The sequence below is a fragment of the Pseudooctadecabacter sp. genome (assembly GCF_020627745.1).
Classification (GTDB): domain Bacteria; phylum Pseudomonadota; class Alphaproteobacteria; order Rhodobacterales; family Rhodobacteraceae; genus Octadecabacter.
Genome location: NZ_JAHDGE010000012.1, coordinates 32,392 through 48,431 on the forward strand (window position 1 = coordinate 32,392; position 16,040 = coordinate 48,431).

At 60.3% G+C, this 16,040-nt stretch carries 16 protein-coding genes; 12 read left to right on the forward strand and 4 right to left on the reverse strand.

The features are described from left to right. The first annotated feature begins 23 nt into the window (after window positions 1–23). The 11 genes from QZ653_RS07225 to QZ653_RS07275 all read left to right on the forward strand — a co-directional run bounded on the left by QZ653_RS07225 (window position 24) and on the right by QZ653_RS07275 (window position 11,435). Window positions 24–794: an ABC transporter ATP-binding protein gene (locus tag QZ653_RS07225; RefSeq protein WP_296418980.1), complete on the forward strand. Its 771-nt coding sequence runs from the start codon at window positions 24–26 to the stop codon at window positions 792–794. Continuing rightward, window positions 794–1,531, forward strand: coding sequence for a substrate-binding periplasmic protein (locus QZ653_RS07230; protein WP_296418982.1), 738 nt, complete (start codon window positions 794–796; stop codon window positions 1,529–1,531). The genes QZ653_RS07225 and QZ653_RS07230 overlap by 1 nt, the downstream gene beginning before the upstream one ends. A gap of 17 nt (window positions 1,532–1,548) precedes the next feature. Further along, window positions 1,549–2,274, forward strand: coding sequence for a transporter substrate-binding domain-containing protein (locus QZ653_RS07235; RefSeq protein WP_296418984.1), 726 nt, complete (start codon window positions 1,549–1,551; stop codon window positions 2,272–2,274). Between the two features lie 101 nt (window positions 2,275–2,375). Continuing rightward, complete coding sequence (locus tag QZ653_RS07240; protein ID WP_296419043.1) at window positions 2,376–3,260, forward strand: ABC transporter permease; 885 nt, start codon at window positions 2,376–2,378, stop codon at window positions 3,258–3,260. 62 nt (window positions 3,261–3,322) lie between these two features. Then, a complete protein-coding gene (locus tag QZ653_RS07245; RefSeq protein ID WP_296418985.1) occupies window positions 3,323–4,135 on the forward strand; it encodes an ABC transporter permease in 813 nt (270 codons plus the stop codon). Window positions 4,136–4,140: 5 nt separating this feature from the next. After that, window positions 4,141–5,469: a glutamine synthetase family protein gene (locus QZ653_RS07250; RefSeq protein WP_296418987.1), complete on the forward strand. Its 1,329-nt coding sequence runs from the start codon at window positions 4,141–4,143 to the stop codon at window positions 5,467–5,469. A gap of 208 nt (window positions 5,470–5,677) precedes the next feature. After that, the gene (locus QZ653_RS07255; RefSeq protein ID WP_296418989.1) at window positions 5,678–6,355 is read left to right on the forward strand and encodes a type 1 glutamine amidotransferase; all 678 of its coding nucleotides are present in this window, start codon (window positions 5,678–5,680) and stop codon (window positions 6,353–6,355) included. Beyond that, complete coding sequence (locus QZ653_RS07260; protein ID WP_296418991.1) at window positions 6,352–7,704, forward strand: glutamine synthetase family protein; 1,353 nt, start codon at window positions 6,352–6,354, stop codon at window positions 7,702–7,704. Before QZ653_RS07255 ends, QZ653_RS07260 begins: the two co-directional genes overlap by 4 nt. Then, entirely contained in the window at window positions 7,701–8,813 is a 1,113-nt protein-coding gene (locus QZ653_RS07265; RefSeq protein WP_296418993.1) for a hypothetical protein, read from the forward strand. Before QZ653_RS07260 ends, QZ653_RS07265 begins: the two co-directional genes overlap by 4 nt. After that, window positions 8,810–10,117, forward strand: a complete 1,308-nt coding sequence (locus QZ653_RS07270; RefSeq protein WP_296418995.1) for an NAD(P)/FAD-dependent oxidoreductase — start codon at window positions 8,810–8,812, stop codon at window positions 10,115–10,117. The genes QZ653_RS07265 and QZ653_RS07270 overlap by 4 nt, the downstream gene beginning before the upstream one ends. 139 nt (window positions 10,118–10,256) lie before the next feature. Continuing rightward, window positions 10,257–11,435, forward strand: a complete 1,179-nt coding sequence (locus QZ653_RS07275) for a DegT/DnrJ/EryC1/StrS family aminotransferase (RefSeq protein ID WP_296418996.1) — start codon at window positions 10,257–10,259, stop codon at window positions 11,433–11,435. Here the strand turns inward: QZ653_RS07275 and QZ653_RS07280 are convergent. Further along, a complete protein-coding gene (locus QZ653_RS07280) occupies window positions 11,432–12,394 on the reverse strand; it encodes a LysR family transcriptional regulator (protein WP_296418998.1) in 963 nt (320 codons plus the stop codon). The two genes, QZ653_RS07275 and QZ653_RS07280, sit on opposite strands and share 4 nt — an antisense overlap. Before the next feature lie 56 nt (window positions 12,395–12,450). Between QZ653_RS07280 and QZ653_RS07285 the strand changes: the two genes are divergently transcribed. Beyond that, complete coding sequence (locus QZ653_RS07285; RefSeq protein WP_296419000.1) at window positions 12,451–12,693, forward strand: N-(5'-phosphoribosyl)anthranilate isomerase; 243 nt, start codon at window positions 12,451–12,453, stop codon at window positions 12,691–12,693. 49 nt (window positions 12,694–12,742) lie between these two features. On the opposite strand, the gene phaR is transcribed toward QZ653_RS07285, so the two are convergent. The 3 genes from phaR to phaC all read right to left on the reverse strand — a co-directional run bounded on the left by phaR (window position 12,743) and on the right by phaC (window position 15,905). Continuing rightward, complete coding sequence (gene phaR, locus QZ653_RS07290; RefSeq protein ID WP_296419002.1) at window positions 12,743–13,282, reverse strand: polyhydroxyalkanoate synthesis repressor PhaR; 540 nt, start codon at window positions 13,280–13,282, stop codon at window positions 12,743–12,745. Window positions 13,283–13,438: 156 nt separating this feature from the next. Then, window positions 13,439–13,888, reverse strand: a complete 450-nt coding sequence (locus QZ653_RS07295) for a phasin family protein (protein WP_296419005.1) — start codon at window positions 13,886–13,888, stop codon at window positions 13,439–13,441. Between the two features lie 211 nt (window positions 13,889–14,099). Beyond that, on the reverse strand, window positions 14,100–15,905 hold the full coding sequence (gene phaC / locus QZ653_RS07300) for a class I poly(R)-hydroxyalkanoic acid synthase (protein ID WP_296419006.1): 1,806 nt from the start codon (window positions 15,903–15,905) through the stop codon (window positions 14,100–14,102). Window positions 15,906–16,040 lie beyond the last annotated feature (135 nt).

The window sequence follows — 16,040 nt, forward strand, 5'->3', positions numbered from 1 at the left end:
AGGTCTATCCACGCTGAGGCACAATGACCGACCCCGTCATCGAAATCCGCAACCTTCACAAAGCCTATGGCGATCTTGAGGTCCTCAAAGGCGTCGATATCACCGCGCCCCAAGGCCATGTGATCAGCCTGATCGGGTCCTCCGGGTCGGGAAAATCGACGCTGCTGCGCTGCGCGAACCTGCTTGAAGACAGCCAGCAGGGCGACATCCTGTTTTGCGGCGAACCGGTCCGCTGGAAAGGCGCAGGCCCGTCCCGCCATCCCGGCGACCGCGCCCAGATGATCCGCATCCGCACCAACCTCAGCATGGTGTTTCAACAGTTCAATCTGTGGGCCCATATGACGATCCTGCAAAACGTGATGGAGGCCCCGGTGACGGTCCTCAAACGCGACCGGGCCGAGGTTGAGGCATCGGCGCGGCGTTACCTCGACAAGGTCGGGATCGGGGACAAATGCGATGCTTATCCTGCCATGCTGTCGGGCGGCCAACAGCAACGCGCGGCGATTGCACGGGCGCTGTGCATGGAACCCAAAGCGCTGTTGTTCGATGAACCCACATCCGCGCTGGACCCTGAGCTGGAACAGGAAGTCGTTCGCGTGATCAAGGACTTGGCCGCCGAAGGGCGCACCATGTTGGTGGTGACCCATGACATGAAAATGGCCCACGATATCTCGGACCATGTGGTGTTCCTGCACCAAGGTCTGATCGAAGAACAGGGCCCACCCGCCCAGTTGTTTGGTGCGCCCAAATCGGACCGTTTGCGCGGTTTTTTGTCGGTCACAGCCCCCTCATGATGCGCCTTGCGATCATAGTGGCCCTTTTGGCCCCGCCTGTCGCAGCGCAGGATTTGACCATCGCCACCGGTGGGCACTACCCCCCCTATATCTTCAACCCCGGCACGGCGGAGGCCACGGGCCTCGACAAGGCGCTGGTGGATGAACTCTGCGACCGTGGCGGATACAACTGCACGTGGGTCGATCTGCCCATGGGCGACATCTTTCAGGCGCTGGCGCGGGGGGATGTGGATGTGGTGACGGGCGGCTTCGGATATTCGGCAGCACGCGACGATATTGTGGATTTCACCTGTCCCTACGTGACCTCCGGCGATGACACGGGCGATCTGATGGCGCTCAGCGATGACATCGACCTCAATACCGCCCGCATCGGTGTGCTGGACCAATCCCTGTACCAAAGTGCTATGGCGCAGGCGGGCCGCAGCACCAAAGCCTACCCCACCGAAGAGGCTGCCCTCACGGCTCTGACCGGTGGAGAGATCGACGTGGTCTTCGGGTCGCACAATGCGCGCCTACTGGCCGGTGACAGCGTCACGATCATCGGCACCTACCCCACATTCTCCGGCGGATCGGCCTTGGCCATCGCCGAGACGGCCCCAAACCTGCGCGCCGACCTCGACGCGCTTCTGGCGGAGGTTTCCGCCGACGGAACACTGTCCCGACTGCATGTGCAGTGGTTGGGATCAGATCAGGGCGATGTGATCGCCCGCTGCAACGACATAAATGCACTCACATAACCAACCAGGAGACCAACATGAAAAACCTGATCCTCACCTCCGCCGCACTGGCCCTGACTGCCGGTATGGCCATGGCCGACGGCCACTCCGTTGTGCGCATGGGCACCGAAGGCGCCTACGCGCCATGGAACTTCCTCAACGATGCAGGCGAAGTCGACGGCTTTGAACGCGAACTGGGCGATGAGCTGTGTGCCCGCGCCGAACTGACCTGCGAATGGGTCACAAACGAATGGGACAGCATCATCCCCAACCTCGTGTCCGGCAACTACGACACCATCATCGCGGGCATGTCCATCACGGCAGAGCGCGATGAAATCATTGATTTCACGCAAGAATACACGCCTGCTGATCCGTCCTCCTATCTGGCACTCGACGCCGACCTCGACGTCGAAGGGGCCGTGATCGCAGCCCAGACCGGCACCATTCAGGCGTCCTTCATTGCCGACCAAGGCTGGACCGTTGTTGAATTCGCCACCCCCGAAGAAACCATCGCCGCTGTCCGCAACGGTGAGGCCGACGCGGTTCTGGCCGACAAATCCTTCCTTGTCGGTGCCATGGACGGCCAGGACGATCTGGTGATGCTGGAGCGCGAAGAATCCATCGGCGGCGGCGTCGGCATGGGCGTCCGCGAAAGCGACACAGAACTGAAAGCAGCCTTTGACGCGGCCATCACATCCATGAAGGAAGACGGCTCTCTCAACACGCTGATCGAAAAGTGGGAAGTGGCCTCCACCTTCGAATAAACCTTGATCGCCGCGCGCGCCGCTCCTTTTTGATAGGCGCGCGCGGTCCTCTTTCATCTGGCCAAAAAAACTCACTTCCAACCTGACGACTGGGCACCGCCATTTTCAGCTATTGCACCGATCCGGCCACCCTTGAGGGGCTTTCATGGTTGTCTTGCTACCTGACCACGGGCAAGCACATGGGGTTCTATTGGTCGTTTGTGACCGTGCTGACCCTGCTGGCGATCACAGCACCCCTGTCGCTGACCTTCGGCTTTGGCGGCGCTATGGCCGCACGCTCGAGGATCGCGCCGCTGTCATGGGTCGGCAAAGGCTACATCGCAATCGTGCGCGGCGTCCCGGACATCGCCTTCTTTTTGTTTTTCGTCATCGCGCTGGATCAGGGACTTGAATACCTGCGCCACCACGCGATGTGCCCCGATTGGCCCGACGCCATCCGTCAGGGCAATGATTTCATCGTCTGCCAGGACGCCAAATTGCCCCAAGGCAACGCACCGCAATGGGTGCACGAAATCTATGGCTTTTCGCTGGCGGTCTTCACCTTCGCCATCGTCTTTGGCGCCTTTGCCGCCAACGTCCTTTATGGCGCCATGCGCGCGGTGCCCAAGGCCCAACTGGAAACCGCCGAAGCCTACGGCATGTCGCGCCGCCAGACGTTCTGGCGCATCGTGGTGCCGCAAATGTGGGTCTACGCCCTGCCCGGTTTGGGCAACCTGTGGATGGTGCTGATCAAGGCCACACCCCTGCTGTTTTTACTCGGCGTCGAAGATGTCGTCTATTGGGCGCGTGAATTGGGGGCCACCAAAACACCTCGTTTCACCGACTACCCCCACGGCGACTGGCGGATGTATTATTTCCTGGCGCTGCTGGTTTTCTATCTGGCCTTCACCCGTGTCTCTGAAATCGTGCTGGACCGGCTCATGCGGCGTCTGACCAAGGGGCAGGCCACATCGGGCGGCGAAGCCCAAAGGCGGGCCGCAACATGACCGACACGCGCCCCCAAAATTCGCGAATTTTGGTCCCCTCTCACAGACAAGGGACCTGAGACATGGAAGACTGCCTCCAGACCATTTCGCAATACGCCTTCCGCTCCATCGGGTTCGGGGAACGTCTTCTGCCGCGCAGTGACTATACGCTCTGCCAGCAATTCACGCTGATTGGCTCGGGCATGATCTGGAACATCTATTTCGGCACCGTGGCCCTGCTGGCAGGCTTCTTTCTGGCCACCGCCGTGGCCTTGGGCAAAGCCTCCAACACCCGCATCATCCGCAAACTCAGCGAATGGTTCATCTTCCTGTTCCGTGGCTCGCCACTGTTTATCCAGTTCTTCTTTGCCTACTTTTTCTTCCTGTCGCTCAAAGGCCAATACGCCTTTTTCGACCCGTTCACCGCCGCGTGGTTGGGCGCGCTGATTGTTCTTTTCCTCAACACCTCCGCCTACACGGGTGAGATTTTCTACGGCGCGCTGCAATCCATCCCCAAAGGCGACACCGAGGCCGCCGATGCCTATGGCCTGTCCGGCTGGTCCCGCTTTCGCCGCGTGATCTGGCCTACGATGCTGCGTCTGGCATGGCCGGCCTATACCAACGAAGCGATCTTTCTATTCCACTCCACCACGCTGGTCTTTTTCACCGGCTTTCCGGCATGGCAACAACGGGGCGATGCGCTGTATTACGCGAATTTCTTTGCGGACAAGACGTTCAACCCCTTCGTCCCCTACCCCATTCTGGCCTTCTATTTCATTGTGTTGACGTTGGTGATCATCGCCCTGATGGGCCGCATCGGCCGCCGCCTCAACAGCCACCTCCCGCAGGATGCAAAACGCCCCCGTGCGCGCTTTCTGCCGCAAATCATCCGGTAAATCCCATGTCCTGGCTGCACGACAATCCCCATATCAAAACCATCCGCGTCGCGGCCTCCGACCTCAATGGCGTGGCCCGTGGCAAACGGATCCCGTCGCGCTTTGCGCAAAAGATCGAAGACGACGGCACGCGTTTTCCGCTGTCTGTGCTGAACCTCGACATCTGGGGCGAAGACATCGACAACTCCCCGCTGGTGTTCGAAGCAGGCGATCCAGACGGCGTGGCCATGCCCACCGACCGTGGCTTCATGCCGATGCCATGGCTCGACAGCCCCTCCGCCCTGCTGCCCATGTGGATGTTCCGCGAAGACGGCCGCCCCTTTGACGGCGATCCCCGCCATGCGCTCAGCGCGGTCCTCAAACGTTACGCCGCGCGCGGGCTGACCCCCATCGTCGGGACCGAACTGGAATTCTATCTGGTCGATGACAGCGGCAAGGACCTGCAGGTCGTCCCCTCCCCACGGTCCGGCAAACGCAGGCCCGGTGCCGAAATCCTAAGCCTGCGGGCGCTGGATGCCTTCGATCAGTTCTTCACCAAACTTTACGACGGGGCCGAGGCGATGGATATCCCCGCCGAAACCGCCATCTCCGAGGCCGGTCTGGGCCAGTTCGAAATCAACCTGTCGCACGGCCCCGCGATGAAAGCCGCCGATGACGCATGGCTGTTCAAACTGCTGGTGCGGGGGCTCGCCCGCCAACACGGGTTCGCGGCGTCCTTCATGGCCAAACCCTATGCGGAATATTCCGGCAACGGGATGCATGTGCACTTTTCCGTGCTGGACGAACACGGCACCAACATCTTCGACAATGGCGGCCCGGAGGGGACCCCCGCCCTGCACCACGCCATCGCGGGCTGCATGACAGCACTGCCCGCCTCCGCGCTGATCCTGGCACCGCACGGCAACAGCTATGACCGGCTGGTGCCCAATGCCCACGCGCCCACGTCTATTTGTTGGGCCTATGAAAACCGCACCGCCGCCATTCGCGTACCGGGCGGCCACCACAAAGGTCGGCGCATCGAACACCGCGTGGCAGGGGGCGATGTGAACCCCTATCTGATGCTGGCCGCCGTCCTTGGCGCAGCCCTCACTGGCATCGAAGACGGCACCACGCCACCGGCCCCGATCACCGGAAACGCCTACGATCAGGGCCTGCCGCAACTGCCCGGCGACTGGACCGCCGCCATTGACCGGTTTGAGGCGGACCCCACCATCGCGCGCATTTTCCCCGCAGAACTGATCCGCAACCTCACCGCGACCAAACGGCAAGAGGCGAGTGAATACGCCACCCTGTCGGATGAGGAAAAGATCGACCTCTACCTCGATACGGTGTGACCGCCGCGCGGCAAAGATGATCCGCTGCATCCCGCATTAACCTTAACGCCACCCCACCGGCACGCGCGCGCATTGGGCGAAAACGCGACCTCCCCCTTCATCTGGCCCGAAAAACTCCCCCCGGAGGGCCGGCCCGCCGCGCATCCCCCCGCTTGCGGGCGGCCCTGACACCGTCTAACCTGACCCAAACCCACAAGACTGGTGCTTCATGAAAATCGGCATTCTGCAAACCGGCCACGCCCCTGACGAGGTCCGGGACGATCTTGGCGACGTCAACGACTTCTTCATCCGTCTGCTGGACGGGCAGGACTTCACCTTCGACACCTACGCGGTCGTTGACGGGGATTTCCCCGATGGGCCGACCGATTGCGACGGCTGGCTGATCACCGGATCAAAACACGGCGCCTACGAAGACCACCCGTGGATACCGCCGCTCGAAACCCTGATCCGCGACGTTTATGCAGCCGGTGTTCCGCTTGTGGGCATCTGTTTTGGCCACCAGATCATCGCACAGGCCTTGGGCGGCAGGGTCGAAAAGTTCGGCGGCGGCTGGGCCGTGGGGCGGCAAACCTATGACTGGCAGGGCGAAGAGGTCGCGCTGAACGCATGGCATCAGGATCAGGTGACAGCGCTGCCCAAGAACGCCACACCCCTCGCCTCGAACGCCCATTGTGAAAACGCGGCGCTGGTCTATGACACCCGCATCTTTACGCTTCAGGCGCATCCTGAATTCGGGGATCGGATGATCGACGGCCTTATTCAGGCCCGCGCCGGATCGGTCCCGCCGGATCTGATTGCGCAGGCCAAGACCAATCTGGGCAAACCCAACCACAACACACGGCTGGCCGCCCAGATCGGCACATTTTTCAAGGACCGTCACTTATGACTTGGCTGGACAAAATCCCCCCAGCGGCCCGCGACTATCTGGAAAAGAACCGTCTGGATGAGGTCGAGTGTATGATTTCGGACCTGCCCGGCATCGCCCGTGGCAAGGCCGTTCCTGCCGCCAAATGGGAAAAGCAAACCCAGTTCCACCTGCCCGAATCCATCTTCTTCCAGACCCTCACAGGAGGCTGGGGGGAGGCCGCGGGCGAGGCAGGCTTTACCGAACCCGACATGATCCTGAAGCCCGATTATGCCACCGCAACCGCCGCCCCCTGGACCGAGGATGGCACGTTGCAGGTGATCCATGACGCTTACGGGACCAATGATGAACCGGTGCAATTCAGTCCCCGCAATGTCCTCAAACGGGTGGTGGAGCTGTATAAGAAAGAAGGCTGGACGCCCGTTGTCGCCCCCGAGATGGAATTTTTCCTCGTGGCGCCCAACACCGATCCCGCCAAGCCGATTGAACCCATGATCGGACGGTCGGGGCGTCCCGCCGCCGCACGTCAGGCCTATTCCATGACGGCGGTGGATGACTATGGCCCCGTCATTGACGACATCTATGAATACGCCGAAATCCAGGGGTTTGAGATCGACGGCATTACGCAGGAAGGCGGCGCGGGCCAGCTGGAAATCAACCTCAACCACGGCGATCCTGTGGAACTGGCCGATCAGGTCTTTTTCTTCAAACGTCTGCTGAAAGAGGCCGCTCTCAAGCACAACTGCTTTGCCACCTTCATGGCCAAACCCATCGAGGATGAACCGGGCAGCGCCATGCACATCCACCATTCCATCTTGGACAGCGACGGCAACAACATCTTCGCAGGCAGCGATGGGGAGGAAACGGACGCCTTTTTCCACTTCATCGGCGGGCTGCAAACCCACCTGCCCTCGGTCGTGGCCGTTATGGCGCCCTACGTGAACAGCTACCGGCGTTATGTCAAAGACCACGCCGCACCGATCAATCTGGCCTGGGCGCGCGACAACCGCACAACGGGCATCCGCGTGCCCCTGTCCAGCGCCAATGCGCGCCGCGTTGAAAACCGTCTGGCAGGCATGGATTGCAACCCGTATCTGTGCATTGCGGCCTCGCTTGCCTGCGGATACCTTGGCATCAAACAGGCCATCACCCCCGAAGAACGGTTCGAGGGCGACGCCTATGAAGGCGACGGAGCCTTACCGCAGGGACTGTGGGCCGCGCTTGACCTGTTTGACGCAAATACCGACATGCACGAGGTTCTCGGCCCTGATTTTGCCCGTGTCTATTCCATCGTGAAAAAGGCGGAATACGAAGAATTCTTGCAGGTCATCAGCCCGTGGGAGCGTGAACACCTCCTTCTCAACGTATGATCCGGCTGGCCTTTCTCGGGGTGCTGCTGGCCGCTGGATTGCTGGCCTATCTGGGCTTTGCGGTGATGCGCGGGTCGGGCACGGACGAGGCGCAAGCCACAGCCGATCTTTCGGATGCGCCTGCACCCGAACCGGCTGCGGACGAAGGGTCGCGCCTTTATTTCCTGCAGGATCAGGACCTGACCACCGGCGATCTTGCCCTTGTGCTGCACCGCGCCGGCCCAAACGGAGAAGACCTGATCGTCACGGATCCCGCAGCACTTCAACAGGCCCGCGCTGATGCCTACATCACCATCCAAAGCACCGGCGGCCAGACTTTGGGCGCACAGGTTCTGGCTGTCATGGGCGTCCCTCCCGAACAAACGATCGCCTCTCTCTATCGCGACGACACCCTTGTTTTTCATGTCACCTGCGGCAGCACCACCTGCGGGCCCGCCGCACAAGACGGGTCCGTCAATCTTGCGGGTCTTGCTGCGGTGGCAGACCCTCTGGTCAGGATTGACGATCAATATGACGACTATAACGCCTATCTTGATGCGCTCTCCGCACTGGCTGCCGACCCCGATTTTGCCCTGCTGGGCCTGCAGCCATCGCTGGTCGACACGCATCCCGTGGCCCAGATGACGCCGAAAGCCTCGCTTGCGCTGCCGTCCATCATCCGGCGCGCTGATCAGCCCCTTGATGTAAACACCCATACCGCCCTGCTGACAGCCCTGTTGCAGGACGTTCTGCCAGACGGATCATCTGTCGACGCCGTAACGCTGCGCGATCTTGGCGCGCCCGTGGTGGTGGACGCGGACAACGGCCGTCCCGCCACAGCTGGCGGTCAGCCCATCATCTATCCCGACGTGCAGTTTTATACCCCCTACGTGGCGATCTCGGGCGTGTCCGACCTGCCTGACGCATCGCTTGAGGCATTGACCGAACAGACCTTGCTGCGGGTCGATTTCGAAGACGATGGCGCGGCGTTCATCGCCTCTCTGGGCATCCCCTGCCCCGACTGCTTTGGTATTCAGGCACGCGGCGACACCTATGACGTGGCGACCGTCATTCACCGGCAGCCGGAGGTCTATCGGCTGTCCTACTACGACCTGCGTGAGGCCCCGTGACCAACGCGCTTTACCGCAATGACCGCCCGGCGACCTTTCCGCCCAGCTACTACGCGGCGACAGCCAGCATCCCACCCGAACGCGCCGCCCTGCGTGGCCAACACCGCGCGGATGTTTGCGTCGTGGGGGCGGGCTACACCGGGCTTATGGCCGCGTTGGAACTGGCCGAGGCAGGCATGGACGTCATCGTTCTGGACGCCCACCGCGCAGGCTGGGGCGCATCGGGGCGCAATGGCGGGCAAGTGGGCAGCGGGTTCAACAAGGATCAACGCTGGCTGTCCGCGCGGCTGGGGGCTGGCCCCGCCCGCATGTTGTGGGACTTGACGGAAGAGGCCAAAGCGCTGCTGAAATCGCGTCTTGCGCGACACGCGCCTGACGCCAATTTCAAACCGGGCATTGCCCATGGCGCCTATGACGCGGTTGAGGCACGCCACCTGCGCGATGAGGTCGAATACCTGCGCCGCACCTACGGCTACCAAGACGCCGAACCGCTGACCCGCGATGCGTTTGGGGCCATCGTCAAATCGCCCCGTTATGCCGGTGGGCTGTTGGATATGGGGGCCGGTCACATTCATCCGTTGCGCTATGTGCTGGGGCTGGCGGCGGCGGCCGAACGGGCCGGTGTGCGCATTTTTGAACGCTCCGAGGTGCACCATATCGACCAGACAGACCCCGCCGTGGTCGCCACCGGCCACGGGCGCGTCAGGGCGGATTATGTGATCCTTGCGGGCAATGGTTATTTGCCCAACCTCAACCGTCATGTGGCCGCGCGGACCATGCCGCTCAATTCCTTTATCGCCGCCACAGAACCCTTGGGCGACCGCGCGGCCGAGGTCCTGACGCAGGATATCGCCGTGGCGGATGACAAGTTCGTCGTCAATTATTTCCGCCTGTCTGATGACAAACGGCTGCTGTTCGGGGGCCGCGAAAACTACACCGTGGCCTTCCCCCAAAACATCGAACCGGAATTGCGCAAACGCATGGAAACCATGTTTCCGCAGCTTAAAGACGTCCGCATCGACTACACTTGGGGCGGCACCTTGGGCATCACGCCCACACGGTTGCCCCTGATCACTCGGACAGCGCCCAATATCCTCAGCGCGGGCGGCTTTTCCGGCCACGGCGTCGCCCATTCGGGCTTTGCGGGCAAATTGATGGCCGAAGCCGTGCGCGGACAGGCCGAACGGTTCGATATTTTCGCAAGCCTGCCGACCCCCGCCTTCCCCGGCGGCACCATGCTGCGCGCGCCTTTGCTGGCCGCCGCGATGACGTGGTATTCCCTGCGGGATCGTCTGGGCCTTTAGTCCGCCTGAAAACCCGCAGCGGTCCCTTTTCATCTGGCCAAAAAAACTCAAATTCCACCCCCGCAGCCTGCGCGACCGTCACGGGCTTGTCACAAACCTGATGTTAGATTACATGAAATAAAACTTTAGGTATTCTAAAATGACATGTCCTGACGTCACAGCTTCCGAGCCCATCCCCGACGCCGCCTTGGCTGAGGTCACACGTCTTTTGGCGACCGGTGACCTCTTTCGCTACACGGCCCCCGAAAACGCGCCGGTGGCCCTGTTGGAACGCGATTTTGCGGCGCTGATGGGCACCACATACGCCCTCGCCGTGTCGTCCTGTTCGGCTGCTTTGTTTTTGTCCCTTAAAGCGCTGGCTCTCCCTGTTCACGCCCGCGTTTTAATCCCCGCATTCACCTTTGCCGCAGTGCCCAGCGCTGTCGTGCATGCAGATTGTGTCCCGATCTTGGTTGAATGCGGGGCGAATTATCGCCTCGATCTCACGGATTTCGCCGCCAAACTCCCAAGTGCCGAGGCTGTCATCATCAGCCATATGCGCGGCCATACGTCCGATATGGATGCGATCATGGCGCTGTGTGATGCGGCGGGTGTCCCTGTGATCGAAGACGCGGCCCACTCGCTCGGCACCACATGGAACGACCGCAAGATCGGGACCATCGGCAGGATCGGGTGTTTCAGCTTTCAAAGCTACAAGATGATCAACGCAGGCGAAGGCGGCATATTGGTCACCGATGATGCCGATCTTGTGGCCCGTGCCATCATCATGTCGGGTGCCTATGAACACACCTGGATGAAACACGCCGTGCCCGCTGATGTGATGGCCCGGCATCAAAACAAACTGCCGCTCTATAATCTGCGGCTGTCAAACCTGTCTGCGGCCATCATCCGCCCGCAATTGCCCGAACTGGACCGCCGGGTGCGTGATGGGCGCCGCAACCACGATCACGTGGCCGCCCGCCTGGACGCATCCCCTGCCCTCAGCGTCCCACCCGCCCTGCCCGCCGAGGCACGCGCACCGGATTCGATCCAGTTCAATCTGGTGGATATGACCGACACGCAAACCCGCGCCTTTGCCAGTGCCTGTGCCGCAAAGGGCCTGAAGGCACAGATTTTCGGCCAAAGCACGGACAACGCCCGTGCTTTCTGGAACTGGCAGTTCCTGGGGGATGCGCCTGATCTGCCACAGACCCGTGCGATGCTGATGCGCGCCTGCGATGTGCGCCTGCCCCCCCGATTGTCATTAAAAGACTGTGACATCATCGCGGACATCATCCTCGCCGCAGCGTCCGAAGCCACAGCGCAGCACGCCGCCTAAAGCAGCTTCATCACATCGCGCAGCCACGGCGTCTGGTCCACGGCGGGACCAACGACGCGGTTGGTCAGGACCGAGCGCAGCTGGGCGGCCATCTGGCCCGGCATCTCCCCCAAGACGCCACGACGTGCAGTCAGCGAAATCCGGCGTGAGAACGGCTCGAACGGCAATTCCACCAGATCGACCTGTTCGCGGAACCGCTGGGTGTGCAGCCAGCCCAAAGGCGTCAGGATCGACCAGCCCGCCCCTGCCGCGACCATCGCCATGATCGCGTGATAGCTGTCCATTTCGAACCGCCCCGTCAGGCTGACATTCTGGCGCGCCAGATGATCCGCAATGACCCGCCCCATGTGGTGCCGTGTGGTATACTGCACGAAGGGCATCCGCCGCAGCTGCCGCGCGATATCACCACCGGTCAACGCTCCCTTGGGCACGGCGGCGACGAAAGGTTCCTCCATCAGGGGATGGACCTCCATCCAGTCGGCAGCCGCCCCGATGTCACTGGCCACGATCACGTCAAGGCTGCGGGCCTCCAGCAGATCATGCAAACGGTGCGACGCACCGGTTTCCAACAGGAATTGGCAGGTCTTGAGGTCTTCGCCCATCGCGCTCAGAAGGCGCGGCGTCACATCCGCATCAAAATCCTCAATCATCCCCAATCGTAGACGCATCAGACGGCTGAGATCGGCGAGCGCGATCTCGGATCGGGCCTGTTCGGCCTCGTTGAGGATAGCGTTCGCCCGGCGCAAAAACATCTCCCCCGCCGGTGTCGGGGTCACGGGCCGGGCAGAGCGGTTCAACAAGGCGGTGCCAATGGCCCCTTCCAAAGACGTCAGCTGTTGGGACACCGTCGCAGCCGATGTCGATAGTCGCTTGGCCGCGCCGGAAATCGACGCCTCCTGCGCTGTGGCCACAAAGACCTCAATATTCCAAAGCGTGATGCGTCCTGCGGAGTGTGACATAAGGCGACCTCTGCACCGTTAATGCGCAATTAACCACCGCGCGGCAAGCATGAGGCATGATGTACGAGAGATTCGCATACCGCCCGCCCCACACGCGACAGGATTGGCTGTCGCAGATATTTCATTGTCGCGCCGCGCAAACCGGTGGCGTCATCAAACGCCAGATATTCGACGTTGAACGGGAGGTCGGCATGTCCGTCTTGATGCGTGAGGTGCGGCGCCGTGGATTTCAAATGATCCGGACGAAACACCATGTGGTTATTGTGTGCGATCCGGACCGCATCGAAGTGCTCATCTGACCCATGCTCGGGCCATTCCTTTGCGTCCTAACAAAATTAGCTAATTTTGTTATTTGCCCAACTTCGACAGTTTTTCCTGCAAAGACGCCAGTTCCGCCTTGATGTCGGCCAGATCCTCACCACCGGTTGATTTGGTCTCTTCGGTCTTGGGCATCATCCCGCCGGTCATCGCCTTCATGAAGGCCTCTTGCTGGGCGCGCATCGCTTCAAACCCCGGCATCTGGGCCAGCGGGTTCATCCCGCCCATATTTTCCATCATCTTGGACTGGCCGCTTTGCAGCATCTCAAAGGACTGGGCCAGAAACTGCGGCACCACAGACATGGACTGCGACGTGTAGGACCGCACCAGATCGGTCAGAACATCCACCGGCAGCACGCTTTCGCCACGGCTTTCGTGTTCCGCGATGATCTGCAAAAGATACTGCCGCGTCAGGTCATCCCCGGATTTCAGATCGACAATCTGAACTTCCCGCCCCTCGCGGATAAACGTCGCAATATCTTCCAACGTCACATAGTCGCTGGTTTCGGTATTATAGAGCCTGCGGCTCGCGTAGCGTTTGATAAGCAGGGGTTGTGATGTCTTGGCCAACGGGCGCCCTCCCAAGCGGTGTTGCAGTGCAGAGAAGCCTAGGCCGCGCCGCAGCGAAAAGAAAGCCACAAAAATAAGGCCCCGCTGCCGGGAGGAGCAGCGGAGCCTTTAAAACGTCGGCGCCTGTTAGGGAGGAGGAAAGCGCCCGGCGTCTGTTTACTTTGCAGTCGCAGCTTTCTTGGCAGCGGCTGTCATGTCGTTGGTGGCTTTCTTCGCAGCAGCGGACATATCCTCGGACATGTCTTTGCCAGCGGCCATCATCAGTTCCAGAGTCTCTGTCTGAACTTTCTTCGCGATCTCGGCGAAGGCGGCCATGTGCTCGGCTGCGGCTTCGGCGGATGCGGATGCGAAGTCTGTCATGGACTTGGCGTAGTCAGCAGGCTCGGATTTTGCTTTGGACAGGTCTGTCATTTTGGACAGGGTGTCCTGTGCCCATTTGGCGGACAACTCAGTGGATTTCTGAGCGGCGTCGATGGTCACGGAGGACAGTTTCTCGGCCAGGGTTGTCTGCGTTTTATACGCATCTTCCATTGCCTTCGTGTCCACGGGGAATGCGCCCATCATGTCTTTCATAACGGCGGTGAAGTCTTGTGTCTTAGCAGCCATTGGATAGCTCCTTAAATTCTGTACCGGATCATCCCGGCGTTTCTGCAACTGCATCCTATCTACATGCTGCAGTGCGGCATTTCAAGCTTTTTCTGCACCGCAGCATAAAAATTCCGCACCTGCGTCAACCACCTGAAATACAGCGATATTTCGTTCAAAACCGTTTATTTTCAGGCCTCAGCAGCCGCGAAATGCGAAAATGTCGCACCACCTATGCGGGTAGTACATAGCGCCCCGGTGCCGGTGCAATCGGTGCATATGTATCTGACCCTGGCGCACGCGCATCGACCTTTTTGCCGGATTTCTTCGAAAGCCAACGGTCCCACATCGGCCACCACGACCCGTCATGTTGTTTCGCTGTCTGCTGCCATTCTTCAGGGGACAACGTCAGATCGTCATTGGTCCAATGGCCGTATTTGTTCTTTGCAGGCGGATTCACGATGCCTGCAATATGTCCGGACCCGGACAGAATAAATGTCTTGTCCTTTGCCCCCATCTTTTGCACGCCCCGATACGAGGATTTCCACGCCGCAATGTGGTCCGTCTCGCAGGCAATCGCGCACAACGGCACGTCAACATCGCCTATTTGCGCCAGACATCCGGCAACTTCAAACCCGTCCCCTCCGGCGAATTTGTCGTCCTGACACAGCCCGCGCAGATATTCGACCGCCATCTTGCCGGGAAGATTTGTGCCGTCTCCGTTCCAATACAGCAGGTCAAAAGCCGGCGGCGCCTCGCCCATCATGTAGCTTCGAATCGCAGGCTGATAGATCAGGTCGCGCGATCGCAGATAACTGAATGTCCGCGACATATAGAAACTGTCGAGGAAGCCGTCTTTGACAACCTCGGCCTCAATTCCGTCAACGAAATCCTCCTCAAGGAACACGCCAACCTCTCCACGGTCCGAAAAATCGGTGAGTGTGGTAAAGAAGGTCGCGGAATTGACGTAGTCGAGGCCCCGTTGTTTCAGCACCGACAGCGTAAGCGACAATGTCGTGCCGGCGATGCAATAGCCCACCGCGTTCACTTTCTTGACGCCGCAAATCTCGCGCACGGTTTCCAGCGCGGTGATATACCCGTCCTCCACATAATCGGACATCCCCACATCGCGGTAGGTGGCATCGGCGTTGACCCAACTGACGACAAAAAGCGTATAGCCCTGATCGACGATCCATTTAATCAGAGAATTCTGCGCCTTAAGGTCGAGAATGTAGAATTTGTTGATCCACGGCGGAAAGATGACCAGCGGGGTTTTGTACACCTTTTCGGTCGTCGGGGCGTACTGGATCAATTCAAACATATGGTTGCGAAAGACGACCTCGCCCGGCGTTGTGGCAAGGTTTTCGCCCACTTTGAAGGCGGATTTGTCTGCCAGCGACACCACCAGCTCTCCGTCATTGGCCTCCAGATCGGCAATCATGTTCTCCAGCCCTTTGACAAGGCTCTCGCCCTCTGTCTCAACCGCTTTGGTTAGGGCGTCCGGATTGGTCGCCAGAAAATTGGTCGGCGACAGCATGTCGACGATCTGGGCGCTGAAATATTCCAACCGTCGTTTGTCTGACGGGTCCAGCCCGTCGATTTCGCCCAGTGTCTTTTCAACGGCTTGCGCGTTCAGCATGTACTGCTGCTTGAGGAAATTGAAATAGGGATGGGTCTGCCACAGCGGATTCGAAAACCGCTTGTCCGTGGGCGTCGGGTCCTCCGGGGCCTGCAATTTCCCCTGTGCCAGCGCCGTTTGGGCATCCACGAAATGCTGCAGCGTCGCCCCCCAATAGCCGACCTGCTGTTCAATCAGCTTCGACGGATGCTGCAGAATGTCCTGCCAATAGGCGGTTCCGGCCTTGGCATACAGATCGGGGCTGGGCCCTTGCAAATCCTGCGGCACGGACCGTTTGGATGACATGACCGTCATCAGCCTCTGGGTCAGGTGCTGGATACGTTCCATGTTGTGTTCAAGGGCTGGAAGGGCCGCTGTATCGGCCTTGTCACCTTTCGATGTCGATCCATCTTTCGTCATATCGCAGTTGCCCTTCCGGAATTCGGGTGTATTGTGCAGGCGCAGCATTGCGCGGTTATTCTAATATAGCCCACAATGGCCCCTGCGACCAATGTGCGGAGCGGTAGGCCGATATGCGGCCCACCCATACCGCCG

What these genes read in the sequence shown, in the direction of transcription:
- QZ653_RS07260 (WP_296418991.1), top strand. Translation starts at nt 6,352, where the DNA reads ATGACTTGGCTGGACAAAATCCCCCCAGCGGCCCGCGACTATCTGGAA.
- QZ653_RS07295 (WP_296419005.1), bottom strand. Translation starts at nt 13,888, where the DNA reads ATGGCTGCTAAGACACAAGACTTCACCGCCGTTATGAAAGACATGATG.
- phaC (WP_296419006.1), bottom strand. Translation starts at nt 15,905, where the DNA reads ATGACGAAAGATGGATCGACATCGAAAGGTGACAAGGCCGATACAGCG.
- QZ653_RS07225 (WP_296418980.1), top strand. Translation starts at nt 24, where the DNA reads ATGACCGACCCCGTCATCGAAATCCGCAACCTTCACAAAGCCTATGGC.
- QZ653_RS07235 (WP_296418984.1), top strand. Translation starts at nt 1,549, where the DNA reads ATGAAAAACCTGATCCTCACCTCCGCCGCACTGGCCCTGACTGCCGGT.
- QZ653_RS07275 (WP_296418996.1), top strand. Translation starts at nt 10,257, where the DNA reads ATGACATGTCCTGACGTCACAGCTTCCGAGCCCATCCCCGACGCCGCC.
- QZ653_RS07250 (WP_296418987.1), top strand. Translation starts at nt 4,141, where the DNA reads ATGTCCTGGCTGCACGACAATCCCCATATCAAAACCATCCGCGTCGCG.
- QZ653_RS07255 (WP_296418989.1), top strand. Translation starts at nt 5,678, where the DNA reads ATGAAAATCGGCATTCTGCAAACCGGCCACGCCCCTGACGAGGTCCGG.
- QZ653_RS07285 (WP_296419000.1), top strand. Translation starts at nt 12,451, where the DNA reads ATGATGTACGAGAGATTCGCATACCGCCCGCCCCACACGCGACAGGAT.
- QZ653_RS07230 (WP_296418982.1), top strand. Translation starts at nt 794, where the DNA reads ATGCGCCTTGCGATCATAGTGGCCCTTTTGGCCCCGCCTGTCGCAGCG.
- QZ653_RS07245 (WP_296418985.1), top strand. Translation starts at nt 3,323, where the DNA reads ATGGAAGACTGCCTCCAGACCATTTCGCAATACGCCTTCCGCTCCATC.
- QZ653_RS07280 (WP_296418998.1), bottom strand. Translation starts at nt 12,394, where the DNA reads ATGTCACACTCCGCAGGACGCATCACGCTTTGGAATATTGAGGTCTTT.
- QZ653_RS07265 (WP_296418993.1), top strand. Translation starts at nt 7,701, where the DNA reads ATGATCCGGCTGGCCTTTCTCGGGGTGCTGCTGGCCGCTGGATTGCTG.